The organism is Acinetobacter sp. AOR41_HL, from assembly GCF_027854645.1.
Taxonomy (GTDB): Bacteria; Pseudomonadota; Gammaproteobacteria; order Pseudomonadales; family Moraxellaceae; genus Acinetobacter; species Acinetobacter nosocomialis.
Window position 1 is genome coordinate 160,684 of the sequence record NZ_JAKTHZ010000050.1, and the last position, 16,473, is coordinate 177,156.

General features: G+C 35.5%; 13 protein-coding genes and 1 other RNA gene. 5 read left to right on the plus strand and 9 right to left on the minus strand.

Annotated features, from left to right (window positions below; translation table 11 throughout):
• The first annotated feature begins 1 nt into the window (after nt 1).
• The 4 genes from MKL35_RS19095 to MKL35_RS19110 all read left to right on the plus strand — a co-directional run bounded on the left by MKL35_RS19095 (nt 2) and on the right by MKL35_RS19110 (nt 3,726).
• Complete coding sequence (locus tag MKL35_RS19095; RefSeq protein WP_270914435.1) at nt 2-1,348, plus strand: OprD family outer membrane porin; 1,347 nt, start codon at nt 2-4, stop codon at nt 1,346-1,348.
• 647 nt (nt 1,349-1,995) lie between these two features.
• On the plus strand, nt 1,996-2,280 hold the full coding sequence (locus MKL35_RS19100; RefSeq protein WP_032010831.1) for a hypothetical protein: 285 nt from the start codon (nt 1,996-1,998) through the stop codon (nt 2,278-2,280).
• 212 nt (nt 2,281-2,492) lie between these two features.
• A complete protein-coding gene (locus tag MKL35_RS19105) occupies nt 2,493-3,110 on the plus strand; it encodes a hypothetical protein (protein ID WP_032010834.1) in 618 nt (205 codons plus the stop codon).
• An 88-nt stretch (nt 3,111-3,198) separates the two neighbouring features.
• Nucleotides 3,199-3,726: a hypothetical protein gene (locus MKL35_RS19110; RefSeq protein ID WP_081404425.1), complete on the plus strand. Its 528-nt coding sequence runs from the start codon at nt 3,199-3,201 to the stop codon at nt 3,724-3,726.
• Nucleotides 3,727-3,992: 266 nt separating this feature from the next.
• Here MKL35_RS19110 and MKL35_RS19115 read toward each other — a convergent pair whose 3' ends face one another.
• From MKL35_RS19115 to MKL35_RS19140, 6 genes are all read right to left on the minus strand, one after another.
• Nucleotides 3,993-4,862 (minus strand): hypothetical protein, encoded by an 870-nt coding sequence (locus MKL35_RS19115; RefSeq protein ID WP_032010836.1) that lies wholly within the window; start codon nt 4,860-4,862, stop codon nt 3,993-3,995.
• Nucleotides 4,863-4,912: 50 nt separating this feature from the next.
• A complete protein-coding gene (locus MKL35_RS19120) occupies nt 4,913-7,819 on the minus strand; it encodes a type I restriction endonuclease subunit R (RefSeq protein ID WP_032010838.1) in 2,907 nt (968 codons plus the stop codon).
• A gap of 125 nt (nt 7,820-7,944) precedes the next feature.
• Nucleotides 7,945-8,856, minus strand: coding sequence for a DUF5655 domain-containing protein (locus MKL35_RS19125; protein WP_032010841.1), 912 nt, complete (start codon nt 8,854-8,856; stop codon nt 7,945-7,947).
• Between the two features lie 59 nt (nt 8,857-8,915).
• Nucleotides 8,916-9,350 carry a hypothetical protein gene (locus MKL35_RS19130; protein WP_032010842.1) on the minus strand — a complete coding sequence of 145 codons (435 nt, stop codon included), beginning with the start codon at nt 9,348-9,350 and terminating at the stop codon, nt 8,916-8,918.
• An 18-nt stretch (nt 9,351-9,368) separates the two neighbouring features.
• Entirely contained in the window at nt 9,369-10,616 is a 1,248-nt protein-coding gene (locus MKL35_RS19135; RefSeq protein ID WP_106479741.1) for a restriction endonuclease subunit S, read from the minus strand.
• Nucleotides 10,616-12,190 carry a type I restriction-modification system subunit M gene (locus MKL35_RS19140; RefSeq protein ID WP_032010847.1) on the minus strand — a complete coding sequence of 525 codons (1,575 nt, stop codon included), beginning with the start codon at nt 12,188-12,190 and terminating at the stop codon, nt 10,616-10,618. Before MKL35_RS19140 ends, MKL35_RS19135 begins: the two co-directional genes overlap by 1 nt.
• Before the next feature lie 207 nt (nt 12,191-12,397).
• On the opposite strand from MKL35_RS19140, the gene MKL35_RS19145 reads away from it, so the two are divergent.
• Complete coding sequence (locus MKL35_RS19145; RefSeq protein ID WP_135925307.1) at nt 12,398-12,847, plus strand: hypothetical protein; 450 nt, start codon at nt 12,398-12,400, stop codon at nt 12,845-12,847.
• 45 nt (nt 12,848-12,892) lie between these two features.
• Here the strand turns inward: MKL35_RS19145 and MKL35_RS19150 are convergent, their stop codons facing one another.
• The 3 genes from MKL35_RS19150 to ggt form a co-directional block, all read right to left on the minus strand.
• The gene (locus tag MKL35_RS19150) at nt 12,893-13,483 is read right to left on the minus strand and encodes a hypothetical protein (RefSeq protein WP_032010853.1); all 591 of its coding nucleotides are present in this window, start codon (nt 13,481-13,483) and stop codon (nt 12,893-12,895) included.
• Nucleotides 13,484-13,832: 349 nt separating this feature from the next.
• Nucleotides 13,833-14,192: a transfer-messenger RNA gene (gene ssrA, locus MKL35_RS19155) on the minus strand.
• A gap of 161 nt (nt 14,193-14,353) precedes the next feature.
• On the minus strand, nt 14,354-16,339 hold the full coding sequence (gene ggt, locus MKL35_RS19160) for a gamma-glutamyltransferase (protein WP_032010878.1): 1,986 nt from the start codon (nt 16,337-16,339) through the stop codon (nt 14,354-14,356).
• Between the last annotated feature and the right edge of the window lie 134 nt (nt 16,340-16,473).

Consider the following 16,473-nt stretch of genomic DNA (forward strand, 5'->3'; position numbering starts at 1 on the left):
AATGAATAAATATTTGCTATGGGGCTGTATTGGTTTAGGCAGCGTGAGCAACGCTTATGCAGAGCTTTCTCAAGAATTTGGCAAGTTAGAATTAAAACTTAACACCCGTTACTGGAACGATGAAGGCACTGCCCACCCCACGCTTGCTAACCCTTCGCCTTCGTCGAGTGAATATGAACAAAGTGCCTTAGGGCTTGAGTTAAATTATCAGTCACCTTACTTTTGGGAATGGCTTGGGGTAGATGGTTCACTCTATGCAGTCACCAAGTTATTTGACTCTGGCAAACCGAGCGCTCAGCTTTTAGAAGTCGAAAATAACGGCAAGCTCGACCAAAACTTTGCGACTTTAGGACAGCTCTATATCAAAGCAAAGCTCGGTGATAAAGGCGAAATTAAATTAGGCCGCCAGTTGCAAGACTCACTCTTGCTTAAAAGCACCAATAACCGCGCAGTGCCCGACACTTTTTCGGGTGCGAGTGGTCAGTTTCAACTGAATGATCAGCTACAAACTTACCTGGCTTACTATGACCGCTGGAAACCGCGCAGCATGGATAGTTTTGAAAAACTGGTGACTGAAAATGACGAACGCATTGACTATGTCGGTTTGCTCGGTGCCAAATATCAGTACAAAAACTGGAGCGTGAATGCCGAATATTTAAATAGCAAAGATTATTTAAAAAAGTACGGGGCGATTGCTCAATATAAATTGGCCCTGCATGGCCTTGTGTGGACATTTAACACAGGTGCTTTTTTCTCGCGTGATGATGGCAAGCTATTTAAATGTGGTGCCGAAACCGAGCTGGACTGTGTCAAAGGTCAAAACATTAACAACCGTGGGAATGGTTATTTTATAGATGTAAATGTGGCCAAGAATAATATTGAAGGCGGCATTGCCGTTTCAAAGTTTGATGGTTTTTGGATAGAAGATAACTTTGCCGTGCACTCCGACCGTAACTCGGTTTTGACGCAAGACCATGGCACTAACCCGTTTCCGACTTCTGCGACCATTGGCCCTGACTTTAGCAATAACGATGAAACTGCCGTTGCCCTTCGATTGAAATATAACTGGAAAGACTATGTGAAAGGTTTAAAAACCGAGGCGAAGTATATTTATGGCTTTGGCGCTCACCCAAGTAACATCAGCAGTGATATTGAAGGTAAAGAGCGTTACTTTGACTTTACAGTGAGTTATGCCTTACCGTGGGTAAAAAACTTAGATGTGCGTTATTCATTTTTGCATTATGAATCAAAGTTTGAAAATGCAAACCTAGGTGAAAAAATAAATGGTATGTCTCGGAAAGATTGGGACCAGCACCGTGTATTTATTAATTACCGTTATACATTTTAAGAGCAGGCTAAACGTTTAGTTTAGCTTTATTATTTTTATTAATTTTACGATTTAAAACGATTAACTTTTGAGTTTAATTAAAATATAAATTTATATTTAAAATTTTTATAATATTTTATTTAAATTGAATTGACCTATTAAAAACTTATGATTATTATGGTCCCGCTGGCCTACATTGCCAGTCGGTTTTGACAGACCGAGTATACAGCGTATCAGGTTCATACTTCCTGAGTATGACACTTGTGCGCAACCTGCACCTCCCCCTTACCGTTGCGGTAGGACGGGAGGGGGACGCGCTCGCGCGTGCTGGTCTGTATACCCAGTCTGTCAACCCCTTCTCGTTCTACCACCCTAATCAATTGACGGTGATTTTCGGTGGTAGGACTCCATACATTCTAAGGAGTTGACCATGCCACTATATAAACTTATCCCCTCTCCCTTATAAACTTTTTATTTATTTAAAATTTGGGTTTTCTATTATCTAAATTTTCAAATTTATAAATTATTTTTATTTTAAAATTTAAGTCATTTTATTTTATTGCTTTTATAGGCGGGTTAACTATTGCCTTTAAAAATGATTTTAAAACTTAAAATATAGCGGTTTATTTTTTCTCATTGAGATATCCCCAAATCATCACGAGAATAATATGAAATTTTATAAAACTATTTTGGTTTTAGGCCTCATTGTTGGCGATTACAGCGTTTCGGGTTGTGATCTTCACACGCAGCAGGAGTTTGAAAAAATTTGCCTGTCTGGTGGGCATACCCAAGCCAGTTGCGACTGTATTTACCAACGGCTCGAACAAGTGTATTCGCCTCAGCTCATGCAACGTCTAGAACATGTCAGTTTGCAAAGTCCTGCTCTCCCACAGGACTTTGCCCCTACTTTTTTTAGCGTCATGCGGCGGTGCGATAAAAACGACATGGGCTAAGCGTTTGGCTTAGCTCCTTTATCTCTGTGTCGCAACGGTGGATAACTTTAAATCAGCGCAAAAAATTAAAGTTCTGTTGTGGCACGGGGGCCTGCTTACATGAGGATTTGAATACTGATAAATTAATTTTTTAAAATAAATAATATTGGAATATTTTTATAAAATAAACAAAATGTTATATAACACTCTAAATTAAATAATAGATAAAGCAAATGATTAGTCTTACTGCTATTACTGCTGTGTTGGGGGCCTTAGTTCCTTTAATTGTTGCCTACATTTCATCACGGCATAATTTAAAAAAACATCCAAGATTGGAGTTTAGCGAAAGTATTGAAGCTGCTAAAGAGTTTGATGCAATTTTGATCTCCACTGAATCACAATTAGTAAAAGATCGCATTGCACAAAAATTGATAATGAAAAAGAATATCAATTTTCTAGAAACACGGTATTTTTATAGATATGTAGATATGGAACTTTGGGTTGAAAGATATATCGATGTTCGAAGATACATAGAACCAATTATTGATGATAACAACGAAATCGTTGAATTAAAAAATAGATATACGATGACGAAGAACATATTGTTTTTATGTATGTATTTTTTATGCGGCGTTCTAGCAGTGATCCCATTGTTATTCTTACATCATTATTTAGAAATATTAAATCAATCTATTAATAATATTAAGTTTTTACTAACATTTAATTTGATTGCTTGGCCAATTCTATCGGGTTGTATAGCATTAATTAGTCTTCATAAAGCCAATAAAATATCTGATGCTTATAACTTTTTAAAAAAATTTCAAAATGAAAGGATAAAAGTTAAGGAATAGATAATTATTGGATGACTAGCAAGCATGAAAAATCCGTATCCTATTAAATAAAAAAGAGCTCACAAGAGCTCTTACTTACTTTATTGTAATGCGCAGTATATTATTAGTTTTAGTACTTACTAAATTCACCTATAAAGTTCTGCTATTAAGAAAAATACATCAGGAATTGTCCATGAAAATTATTAACCTCAGAAAACTTCTCCTTATTAGTACACTCATGTCAGTGGGCTTTAATATCTATGCGACCCCTATTCCCAGCTATAAAGGAATACCTAAAAAAGACGTGAACTTTGCTAAATTCCTTAAGAAGAATCACAACAAGATTGTTCAACTAGATTTACACATACAAGACCCAGATGATTTTGATTTTATTACTTATGGTTACCGCTCAGTAAGTCCAACTTTTGATATAGCTCCTCTTGGTAAAGTGAAATATGACGCTTACATAGAATGCGACAAGATTAATAACCCGAATGCAGAGACGACTATTGATAAATGTGCTCCATACGTACAATGGAATACAGAAACTGGTCATTTGACAGGTAAGTTTAAAGTCCTCAGTAAAGGAAAAAATGGAATGGGTAGTATGCTTTACTATCTAGTTGCTACTAAGTAAAAAAATCTTTTTAAGATTGTTATTAACTTTTTATTTACTCTTGTTGTTGAAAAATTTAAGAATAAAAAACCACTTATCATAAGTGGTTTTTTTGAGAATTTTAGTGGGATGTAATCCGCTCAAAGATAAAGTAAGAGTACAGCAATGGTGTCTTACTTTAAATTAGCACAAAAAATTAAAGTTCTGTTACTGCACGGGGTCTTGGGGAAATAATTCTTAACTGAATAATAAATGTTAAAAATAAGCAACCATACACTCGTTAGCTTCTACTTTTTATCTCTTATTGAAGTAATTTGCTTAAACACTTCTTCTTCAAATAAAGCATGGTATTTAGCTTTTTTACTTTCATTATGAAAATTAAGTTTGGTATAAATAACCTTTGAGATAACTAAACCTAAAATTAGGAAAACTATAAAAGAGACTAGCAAACCTACAAAGTTTTTGAGTAGAAAAGCAACGATAAAAGAAATTAAAAAAGATATAACTAAGCTCTGCCATAGTACAGATTGCTGGCTAGCATGCTTAAATTGAGCAAGCTTTTCAGTAGCTATTTGATTTGCTTGTTCATAAGATTCTTGATCGTTGGCAAATTTAAAATCTCTTAACTTTTCTTTATCTCTTTGTTGTAAAGATAATTTTCTTAGCTCTTGTATTTCACTCTCATCAACAGGCTGAACACCAACATAAGAAAATAGTAACTCCATGACCTCTGGTTTATCCGTATTAATTATTAAAGTATTTCCATCCAAAAATTTAACTTTTAGCTGTAATAGATGCTTATCTATTTCTTCTGTACTTTGACTCACTTGCACAGTTTGAGTTTTTTTAGCTGCTGTCACACCTCCTATTATTTCTCCAGTTGTGCCCTTCAATGCTCCTCCAAGCAAGGTTCGAGTTATTAAATCTGAAGTGGAGGTCGTTGTTTCTGAAAATTCATAACCTTTTGTTGTCGCCTTTTTTGTAGTTAAATCTCTTATGACTTCGACTTCTTCTATTTGGTCACATCGAGCAATAGGCTTAGGAAAACCATATTCATCATGAATATAGTAAATACAGAAAGGCCCCTTATCTAAAAACATTTTATTTATTTTTGCTTTCTTCTTAACCCCAGCATTTATAATTTCAACTATAAACACAACCTGTATCCTTTTTATAAAAGTTAAACATGTTAGACAATTAGAAAGATTTATATTTTCAAATCAAAGCGACTTAACAATCCATTCGTCTTGGTATGTAAGTCCGCATAATATATTGCTCGCTTTCTTCCTAATGGTGGTTTTTTTATCGGTAGTTCTTTAATTTCATGAATGAGCGGTAACCGTTCTGTAAATTCAAAATTATCTACAACTCTATTGAACTCATCTTTTTTTAGCTGCTCTTCATTACAGAAAATATCATAGGCACGATGTTTTTCCATATCCCAAAATGCGGCAAAGGCTTCTTGTACAGTTTCCCCTGTTACCATTTTAGGAATTTGCTCATTGATAAATTTTTCAATCAAATCACGCTTATCGTATAAAGAAATATTATTATTCAATAAATCCTTAAGCTGTTTGACTCTACTGTCTTTCTGTTCCTGATTTTTAGAATTAATAATAAGTTTAAGTAATTTTAAAATGTAATCTACATTCACTCGATCACTAAACAATAAATCGAGCTGGAAATCGACCTCATCTAGTACTGAAGTTTTTTCAGCTAAGTTCGGTCTCATTTGGTAGCTAAAAGCTAGATCTTTATATTTTGATGAATAATTTTCAAAATCTTGTTTTGTAAAAGAAGTAGCATCTTGATCGTACTCTGAATACATTTTTAAACGATTATTTAGCCTCATTACATCACGGAAGGCATACACAAACGATTCTTTTTCACTTTCGCCATATAAGTCATCAACAGACTGGCATGTAGGTGTAATGTTTAATAAATTATTTACTGCTGATTCATAGAGTTTTATTACTTGCTCATAAGGGCTAACAACGACAACATTCTTTGCTTCTTTATCAGAAAACATAATCAATGCATCATCAGTCGCTTGTTTAAGATTTCGGAAGCACACGATATTTCCAAAAGGCTTTGTCTGACCATAGACTCGATTGGTACGTGAAAAAGCTTGAATTAAACCATGATGTTTTAAATTTTTATCAACATAAAGAGTATTAAGCCGTTTTGAATCAAACCCCGTCAAAAACATGTTTACGACCAGTAAGATATCAATTTCTTTACCTTTATTTTTATCTGTACCGTAGGCCTTAACTCGACTACTAATATTTTGATAATAATCGTAAAATCCTGAACCAAGACTATAGTTAGTATTAAAGGTTTGATTATAATTTGCGATATATTGGGTTAATTTCTTCTCTGCAAACTCATCAACTTGTTTAGGCGCATCAACTTCTTCCTCTGCAATAAAATCATCATCAGCTTCACTAGCTTGCTGCGCTGAAGATTGTGCATAAGAAAATATAGTTGCGATATTGAGAGGTTGATAAAGCTCATTATTCTGTTGTGCTTTTTCTAGTAGCTCAGCCTGCACTTTTTCAAATTTATCGTAATATTGAATGAGTGCTGGAACTGAAGATACACAAAACATTGCATTAAATTCACGCTGATTAGTTTTGCTAGCATGTGTTGCAATTACTTCACGTACAATTTTTTCAATTCGGCGTTCATTTTCAAAAAGTTCTCTTTTATTAATTGATTCTATTTTTTCTTCTTGTGCTTCTGGATTTTTATGTACGAAACGTCCTAAATAATCGATGTTAAACGGTAAGACATTGCCATCGTTAATGGCATCTACAATCACATATTTATGTAATAGCTTTGGAAATAAATATTCAGTGGTAAATTTTTCCCCACTTATGGTGTGGCCATTTTTTTCAAAAATTGGTGTTCCTGTAAAACCAAACATTTGCGCATTTTTAAAGAACTTTTTAATTTTTTGATGCGTTTCACCAAACTGGCTACGATGACATTCATCAAAAATAAAAATAACTTTTTGATCTTTTAGAAAAGCCATTTCATCTTCATAACGGTCATTTGAAATTGCATTGTTCAATTTCTGAATGGTTGTCACGACTAAACGGTTATCTAAAGAACGTAGTTGTTTAACTAAGTTTGCTGTATTGGTTGTACTATCTACACTGTTTTCACGAAACTTATTAAACTCTTCTGCGGTTTGACCATCTAAATCTTTACGGTCGACTACAAAGATAACTCGCTGTATTTCTGGCTGTTTAATGAGTAACTGGCTGGCTTTAAATGAAGTCAGTGTTTTGCCCGAACCTGTGGTGTGCCAAATATAAGCATTGTCTGGTGAAGTTTTAACATGTTCAATAATCTTTTCTACGGCATAAATCTGATATGGACGTAAAATCATTAAACTTTGAGTTGACTGATGCATAACAATATATTGCATCAACATTTTGGTCAGATGTTTCGGGTCTAAAAAAGTATTAGTGAATTTACCTAAATCATTAACTTTTTTATTGTTTTCATCAGTCCATGGGAAAGCAAACTCAATACTTTGTGTACCATTTGCATAGTACAAGCAATTTACACCATTGCTAATCACAAAAAATTGAATAAAGCCAAATAAACCCTCGCCTGATTTATAGGCTGTTTTGGCATATTCTAATGTTTGCTCAAAGGCTTTTTTAAGTTCTACCCCAGATTTTTTAATCTCAATTTGTACTAATGGAAAGCCATTAATTAATAATGTAACGTCAAAACGGCTAGTGCGTCCGTTTAAATCTCGGTGATCCGCTACAACTTGGTTCGATACCTGAAAACTATTTTCTTGAACATCTTCACTAATAAAATGTACATGTCTTACAGACCCATCCTCGAATTTGACGGGACAGCGATTGCGTAATAGCTCTGCTTTTTTAAATACTGTGGTTTCATTACTCAAGTAATGCCAGATTTGCTTCCACTCTGAATCTGAAAATGGTTTTTCAATTTTATTAAGCTGCTGAATTTTTCTTTTAAGATTTTCTAATAGCGTTGTTTCATTACGAAGCTGGACACGTTCATAACCTAAAGTTTCTAGTTGTTGTATAAGTAAAGCTTCTAGTTCCAGCTCTTTTTGTGTAGACACTATTCAATCTCTTAACTTTGTTTATTAATTACTGATTTATACCGATTACCGTATAATAAAATAGCATTTATTAAACTGCTGTTCCATAAGACAAAAATATAAAATAGTTTTTAAGATAAAGTTTTCTACTTTAAGAGTTGCTTAATAAGGCTCAAAATATATTCTAGATTTTCAGTATTTGAAACAACGATTTCACAATCTCCATTTCCCCAATGCCCGATATTACTTACATCTCTTGCAATCTTCTTCGGGTCATCCAATGATTCAAAAGGCATATTTAACCAAATACGGATTTGTTTTGTGCCTATACTCATATAAACATAGTTTCGTTTTCCTTTACGGAATGCGATATACATTTTTTTAGGATAGACCTCTAAATCTGTAGTTAAGCCTAAAATTGAATCTCTAAACTGTTCATAAAGTTCTTTAATATCATCTGATTTATCTGCTAGATGATAATCTTCATCGTACTGTTTGATTTCTTTTGAAATCGTTGTTATCTCTTTAAAGCTTTCTGTTTGAACTTGTTTAATTGATGGCGCAGATTTGGTTTTTTGCATTGGATTAATTGAAATAATTCCCCCTTCATAACGTTTAATTTCCCAAAGCTCGATACCTAAATCTTTAAAGTTAGTCGATTGCTTTTGAAAATCAGTAAAACTTGGTGAGACAAAAATAATTCGACTTTGTGACCAATCTACATCTTGTCGCTTTAAATTTTTAGCCTGACTTTCATTATATTCGACAATAAAATCTGCTTTATATTCAAGCATTAGATTTAAGTAAGAAACACCTTGATCTATCACGCTATAATTGCGGTCACGTTTGTATTCAATAATGACAAATGCTTTACTTTCAGGGTCAAAAGCGAGCGTATCAATACGGTTACTTTTAATCGTAAACTCAGATTTAATAAACTCTAGACCTGTAAACTCGTAAAGGTTGCTCTCAAAAACTGTTTGAATTTCTTTTTCTAAGCGAAAAGGAGTTTCTGTTAACTCAACAAGCCTCTGGTCTTGGGTACGATAAATCTGCATGTATTTAGTTCACTCTAAATCTATTAGTTTTATATTTGAAAAGCTCTATATCTTAATACTTAATTATCTTTAAACGTACAGACTGAACTTTGTAGTGACATTCCCACTAAAGTATATTTACCCTGATCTATATCTTTTGCAAAAGTAAAAGCATCGACATTTTGGGCACATTCTTCGTATTTTTTAGGTTTTCCATTCACTAATTCATTAATTTCTAAAACTACCTCATAGCGTATTTTACCCTGAATATTTTGATACTCAGTTGTAGGCCACATCGTCAATAAAACTTGTGGATTACCTTTCACTAAGACTTGATTAGGCTTATTGGAAATTTGGTATTCGCCATCTTTCATCTTATAGACATTTTTCATGATCTCATTGAGAGTAATTTGATTAATATCTATTTTTTCAAAGTTAAATGTATCGGCAAAACTTAAATTACTCATAAAAAGAAATGTTGAAAGTAAAGTCACTTTTTTCAATAATTTTTTCATGGTCGCTACCTTTTATATTTACACAAACATCTGCTGCAACAAACCTTTTTTCCACTGTTTAGTTTCTTCGATTTGCTGAGTGACCTTCTCTATTTTTTTGTCAATGGCAGATAAGAAATTAGCGATTTGGGTTTGTTCTTCTAGGCAAGGTCTATTTAAAGTAAATGATCGAATAGATTGAAAATTTAAACCTTCTCTACCACTGCCTGTTTGATGTGAATCGATTAAGTTTTGACCATCTTTAGATGCTAAAAAAGATTGAATAAACCTTGGATTATCATTAGGTGTTCTAATAATGCAAACATGCTGATTAACATTTGCTTCAGTAAAATTCATTGGAACTACACAGCTACGCCCAATTGAAGCACCCGTGATATTTAATAAAATATCATTCGCCACAACTTTACTTCCTGACATTTTTTTATGTGTCTGTTCAGGTATATAAACAACATCATCGAGTAAAAGCTGGTTGTTATTTACATTTTGACTTCGTATAAAAATAATACCATCTTCTGTATATGCTTCTGCTCCACCCCGTGGAGTACTACCACTTCCTACTTTTGAAGCGATATCACCTAATTTAATTTCCTCCCACTCCCCAAACTCACTCCCATCATCCGCTTTAAAACGAATCTGCTGACTAAACAGTTTTTGCATCATGCCTTGTTTATATTGGCTGAGAAGCTCATGCTTTTGCGTGAGTTGAGCAATCTTTTCATCGATGGTGCAAAGGAACGAGGCGATTTTAGTTTGTTCTTTTTTGGATGGAATATCTAATTGACAACTTCCAATCTCTTTTTGGCCAATCGTAGTCATCGTTGCAGTTTTACCACCTTGAATTAACTGCTTACGAACATTCGCCGTTTTCAAAGAAAAATTTAAAAATAATGGATCTATCCTTTCTAAATCAGGACTTAATTTAATTAAATGACCATCATAAGTAACATCATTGGAATTGCCTAAATATACGTTTGAAAAAGCAATACCTTCTTTAACCAAAGAAGATCGTGTAAAGAAAATATCACCATATTTAACTTTATTTCGCTCAAACTCTTTAGCGTCTAAATCTAATAATGAAAGTCTAGCTTCATCAATATCTCTTTCAATATACATATCTAAAACATTGATTAACTTATATCCTTTCCCGACCTTATTCTGATCATTAAAAACACCATTATTAAGATCTTTTTCTTTAGATAACTCTATGATAGAAGACTTTGACCAATCTTCATTAAACTCTTTAAATCGTAACTTCGGAGTAACCATTACTTCACCACCTCCTTAAATGGCGAAGCAATCCCCAGTTCTTTACAGAAATCATTAATCACTACATCAGTTTTTTGACTTTCTACTTCTAAAGCTTGCAGAGCTTGCGCAATCGCATCTAAATCAATCTCATCCTCAGCTTCAAAGGTATCGACATAACGCGGAATATTCAGATTAAAGTCATTATCTTTAACTTCTTGTAAGGTTGCGACATGCGCATATTTATCAATATTTTGGCGGTTTTCATAAGCCCCAATAATATTGTCCAAATGCTCAGGCAATAACTTGTTTTGATTTTTCTGCTTTTCAAACTCATTACTAGCATCGATAAACAAAATATTGTCTTTATGCTCACGGTTTTTCTTGAGTACCAAAATACAAGTCGGAATAGAGGTGCCATAAAAAATATTAGCAGGTAAGCCAATAATGGTATCAATCACATTCATCTGCTCGATCATAAACTGACGAATATGCCCCTCACTTGAACCACGGAACAACACACCGTGTGGAAGTACTACTGCCATTGTGCCGTGCTCATCCAGCTGGTACAGCATGTGCTGAACAAAAGCCATATCAGCTTTAGAACTTGGCGCAAGTTTGCCATAAGACTTAAAGCGCTCATCATTCATAAACAATGGATCTGCCGACCATTTCGCTGAAAATGGAGGATTCGCAACAATCGCGTCGAACTTTTTATCTAAATGCTGAGGTTTTTTTAAGGTGTCTTCTTGGCGAATATCAAACTTAGAAAAATGAACATCATGCAAAATCATGTTCATACGTGCCAAGTTGTATGTGGTGCGATTCATCTCTTGACCATAAATCGCATCGACATGATTTCCGACTTCACGCTTTACACGTAACAATAAAGAACCTGAACCACATGTTGGGTCATACACACTACGTAGACGCTCTTTGCCTTGTGTGACAATACGAGCAAGTAAGGTCGAAACCATTTGTGGAGTATAAAACTCCCCTGCTTTCTTACCTGCACCAGAAGCAAACTCACCAATTAAATATTCGTAAGCATCACCTAATACATCCGACTCTGTATTAGAAATATCAAAATCAATGGCGTCTAAATGAATGATTACTTTGGCAATCAACTCATTACGGTCGTTGGTGTTGTTACCTAACTTAGTAGAAGTTAAATCGAGGTCTTCGAATAAATGAGCAAAGTCATCTGCCGATTCAGCATCTTGCGTGCTTTGTTCAATACTTTTTAATGTCTGAATTAGGTCATCTAAAATAAATTCTTCTTTCTTTGCACGCTCAGCGATGCTATGAAACAACTGATTTGGCTCAAGAAAGTAGCCCATATTTTCTAAACTTTCTTGTTTAAGGGCTTCTAAAAATTCCTGATGTTCTTCGTTACTAGCATCTAAATCTGGGAATTCAATCCCTTCATCAGCAAGCTCGGCATTAGCACTATTTAACACTTTTTCAGACAAATATTTATAGAAAATCAGTCCTAAAATATAGTCACGAAATTCATCTGCACCCATTTTGCCACGTAAGGTGTTGGCAATATTCCAAAGTTGTTTTTGCAGTTCTTGGAGCTGTACTTGAGTCATGTTAAAAAGTAACCAAAATCATCATTTTAGAATGGTGCTTACTTTGGCATATTTATTCGTTTTTTTTAAGTAGAATTTTATCCGAACACTACAATAACGACATGAATTGACGTTCCAAACCTGTTTAAAACTTGTTTTAAAAGATGACTCATTTATCTTAACAATCACAACTATAAACAATGGTGAAATATGCTTTTTGATAATTTAATGAATAAAGAACTGCAATCATTTTCTAGAAATATTGCTTCTCAAATCTTTATCGGTGGTACAGGTTTATTATTTTTATACCGAGCAGATACAAAACCAGGGTTAGTATATTATGAGTTTTTTGGTTTATATATTGTTGGTCTTCTCCTCTTAACTTGGTCTATGTATATGGCACTAAGCAATGCCACAATTTTACGTAATGATTATCGAGATTATTTATGGCGTCAGAGTGAAAAGTTTGACCGTATACGATTAATGAAACATTCTGAAAAAGAAGATAATAAAACAAGCGATATTTTGAAAACCTTTAAAGGTTTAAATTTTGTAGATGTAATTAAATTTCGTTTCGAAGGGGCATGTATCTTACTTATGTTGTTCCTATTCACAATCATGTACATGCTTGGAATTATCGCTATTCTTTTCCAACAAGCTAAGGCTTTTGGATTTTAATTTATATAAAAAACCCGCATATGCGGGTTTTAAAATTTTAATGTCTTAATAATTTTCAGAACTACCAGTATCTGACGTTGTAGATTCAGTAGCTGATTCTTCAATAGCTACTTCCTCTTTCTTACGTTTACTAACTGATCGAGTTTCATTTTCTAAAGTTTCTCCCGCTGCCGCATCAGCAGCCGCTGCCGCTGATATTTGTTCAGTTGTATTCGCATCAATTGCTATATCTTCACTTGTTTGCACTGGAAACTTAGCTAAATAATCTTTATGGCAATATGACTTAACCAAACTATCAAAATAGTAATTATCAGGCCCATCAAAGATAACTTGTTTTTCTGATTTAACTATAAATCTGGAGAAACCCGAATAAGCCCCCCATGAGTTTTTAGCATTTACCTCACCACAATTTTTAATGACATTTCTAAATTTTGCAGAATCACCATCTTTAAGATAATAGCGAACAGCATCCTCAACTTTTTTAAGTTCAGCCTGTTCTTTTAATTGTCTCTCTTGTTCTTGTTTTATTTTAAGTGCTTGTTCTTGAGCTTGCTTTTCTTTAGCAATATCTTCTGCCGATTTACCACAACCAACTAACACTAAGGAAAATAAAAATATTCCTATTATTTTTTTCACAGTCTAACCCCTATATATTAGAGGTTAGACTATAACGAGATTACAAAACATTACGCAAGTAAGTCTTTATAAAGAATAGATAAGGTTCTACTTCTTTTATCTTTGTTATCGATTTATTGTTTGTTCTTTCTAGATCATTCAAGCTTAATAAAATGAAAATTTAAATAATTAATTACACGTCCATATTCAAACTTGTTATATAGCTAAATCATATTTGTAAAAACTAGAATCATTTAAAAACAAGGAATTTAAAAGTCTTCCTTTTCTTTCATCGCCTAGATGATTTAATAATTTGAATCTTAAAAAGAAAAAACCCCGAAACTTACGTATCAGGGCTTTTCACGAATCTTGGTGGAGATGGCGGGAGTTGAACCCGCGTCCGCCAGCACTACGCTCGAGAATACTACATGCTTAGATATCGTCTATTGTTTTAACACCAAGTGACCCGACGAACAGGGTACAAGGTGCGATCCTCTAAGTTTGGTATAAAGCCCCGAGGCTTGACTCTATACGGACTTGTGTGCGTGCGCTTCAGTCGGGTTCCCAGACCACAAGTATTCTAGGAAGCGGACAAGCGGCCCTTAGGCAGCTAGAGCGTAAGTTTCGTCGTTTGCGACTATTTAAATGCAAATTTTATTTACGAGAGAAAATGCGCTCTCGGCATGCATCTATGAGTTTCATCACCGGCGTCGAAGCCAATAACATCCCCATGAATGTCTGCACATCATAGCATAACTAAAATAAAATGCTGTGCATTTTATCAACAGTCTGCCACTGATGAACATACTTACATAATTGAGTGCCTTTTGATTTTTTCAAGGCCCCTTATAAAAAAGCTGCCAAAAATGACAGCTTTTTTTAAAGTTTGGCCTATAAAGCACCATTGCCTAACACGATCCCTTCACGGCGTGGGTCTACCCCACCTGCGTATTTACTTTGATTATTTATATTTACTTTCATAATCGTTGAAATACCACTGGTTTGTGCAGTGTTAGAGATACCATGCCCTTTTGCTTTTAAGCCTTCAATCAGGTCAACTAAAGAAAGCTGTACATTCGAGCTATCAATATTGGTGTTTTTGCTATTGGTTGCGCCAAAGTTTACAAGCGAAGTGGCCTGCTGTGCGTTTAAGTTCCAGTCCAATGCACCCACCAAAGTTTTAACCACATATTGAATGATGGTACCGCCACCTGGTGAACCTGTTGCCATATAAAATTCATCTGGCGTGGTGCCTTTAAACACTAAGGTTGGTGCCATAGTACTACGTGGGCGTTTACCCCCTTCTACACGGTTGGCAACCAGCGCCCCAGTGCTGTCATAAGGGTTCGCGCTAAAGTCAGTTAACTGGTTTGACAGCAAGAAGCCATCCACCATGTGGAATGAACCCATGCTCGATTCAACAGTCGATGTCATTGAAACCACATTGCCATAGGCATCTACTATCGTAAACTGAGTTGTGCCGTGTTCAACAGTGGTGTCTACACCTGCCGCTGTATTGAAATTACCTGCTGGTGCAACGCCCATACTCTGGTTCGGATTAATCAGTGCGGCACGTTGTTTTAAGTAATTTTTATCGATAAAACTTGGAATACCCTGTGCCGGCAAACGAACAAAGTCGGTATCTGCGACATATTTATCACGGTCAGCATAGGCCAAACGCTCTGCTTCAGACACTAAATGCACACCCATGACATCGGGCACACCACCTTCATTTTCAGGGTTCTTAGGTGGATACAGCGACATATCAAAGTTTTCTAAAATACCCAGCGTCTGTGCAACTGCAATTCCTCCCGAAGATGGAGGTGGCATGGTACATACATAGTAACGATCACGGTACGTTGTACAAATCGGGTCGCGTTTTTTCACCTGATAGTTCGATAAATCCTGCAAGGTCATCAAACTTGGGGTAATTGGAGTTTTTGCTGGGTCATCTCCTACGGTTTGCCCTGCTTTTGCCACAATGGCTTGCGCAATCGGGCCAGAGTGCAATGCATTTGCTCCTTGTGAAGCAAGTGCTTCAAGTGTTCTGGCATAGGCTTTATTGGTCATGGTCTCGCCGACTTTCCGTGGAGATCCATCTGGGTAGAAATAGGTCGCCATTGCATTTGCATCGAGCGCTAAATTGCTTGCATTGCTTGCAATTGCATCTGCCAAACGCCCCGGTATACGGAAACCGTTGTCAGCCAAACCAATCGCTTCACCAAAAAGCTGTTTCCATTCAAGCTTGCCATGTTCTTTTTGGGCTTGTTCAAGCAAACGCATCACACCTGGCACACCAATCGAGCGACCGCTACGGCGCGCACTTGGTACAGGCGGAGGTGAATTTGGGTCATATATATTTTGGCGAATTAAATAAAATTCGTTGGCTGCCGCTGGTGCGGTTTCACGGCCATCATAAGCAGTGACCTGTTTGGTTTTAGCATCGTAATACATCATAAAACCACTACCGGCAATGGTGCTCGACTGTGGTTCGACCAAACCAAGTACTGCTTGTACCGCAACCGCCGCATCGACTGCGCTACCACCTGCTCTTAAAACATCACAACCTGCTTTTACCGCAAGTGGTGTGTTTGCCACCACCATATATTTATCTGCGTATTTAACCGTGTTACCAAGTCTATAACCCGAAGCACCCTCTGGCGCGGCAGGGTCACCATTTTGGTTTGAACCGACCACCACGCTTGAACCGTCTTGTGCCAGTTTGCTACAACTGGTGGGGTCATTATCTACAATTAAATTGGGCGGGGTTGTATTTGAATCATCCTTGGGCTGATCTGACGAGGAGTCATCTCCACATCCCTGTAATAAACCGACTGCTAATAAACTACTGAACAAAAATGAATATCTTTTATTCACGTGATAACTCCAATATATACGCCTGCCTATCCATGCAATTGCCATGCAAGCTTCTTTGTTTTCAGGTCTTCAGTTTTTTAATCTTTGATAAAAATAAAGTTTTAATAATATTAAATGATTAAGGGTGTTTATTT

What these genes read in the sequence shown, in the direction of transcription:
- MKL35_RS19100 (WP_032010831.1), top strand. Translation starts at nt 1,996, where the DNA reads ATGAAATTTTATAAAACTATTTTGGTTTTAGGCCTCATTGTTGGCGAT.
- MKL35_RS19125 (WP_032010841.1), bottom strand. Translation starts at nt 8,856, where the DNA reads ATGCAGATTTATCGTACCCAAGACCAGAGGCTTGTTGAGTTAACAGAA.
- MKL35_RS19140 (WP_032010847.1), bottom strand. Translation starts at nt 12,190, where the DNA reads ATGACTCAAGTACAGCTCCAAGAACTGCAAAAACAACTTTGGAATATT.
- MKL35_RS19145 (WP_135925307.1), top strand. Translation starts at nt 12,398, where the DNA reads ATGAATAAAGAACTGCAATCATTTTCTAGAAATATTGCTTCTCAAATC.
- MKL35_RS19110 (WP_081404425.1), top strand. Translation starts at nt 3,199, where the DNA reads ATGCGCAGTATATTATTAGTTTTAGTACTTACTAAATTCACCTATAAA.
- MKL35_RS19130 (WP_032010842.1), bottom strand. Translation starts at nt 9,350, where the DNA reads ATGAAAAAATTATTGAAAAAAGTGACTTTACTTTCAACATTTCTTTTT.
- MKL35_RS19095 (WP_270914435.1), top strand. Translation starts at nt 2, where the DNA reads ATGAATAAATATTTGCTATGGGGCTGTATTGGTTTAGGCAGCGTGAGC.
- MKL35_RS19135 (WP_106479741.1), bottom strand. Translation starts at nt 10,616, where the DNA reads ATGGTTACTCCGAAGTTACGATTTAAAGAGTTTAATGAAGATTGGTCA.
- MKL35_RS19105 (WP_032010834.1), top strand. Translation starts at nt 2,493, where the DNA reads ATGATTAGTCTTACTGCTATTACTGCTGTGTTGGGGGCCTTAGTTCCT.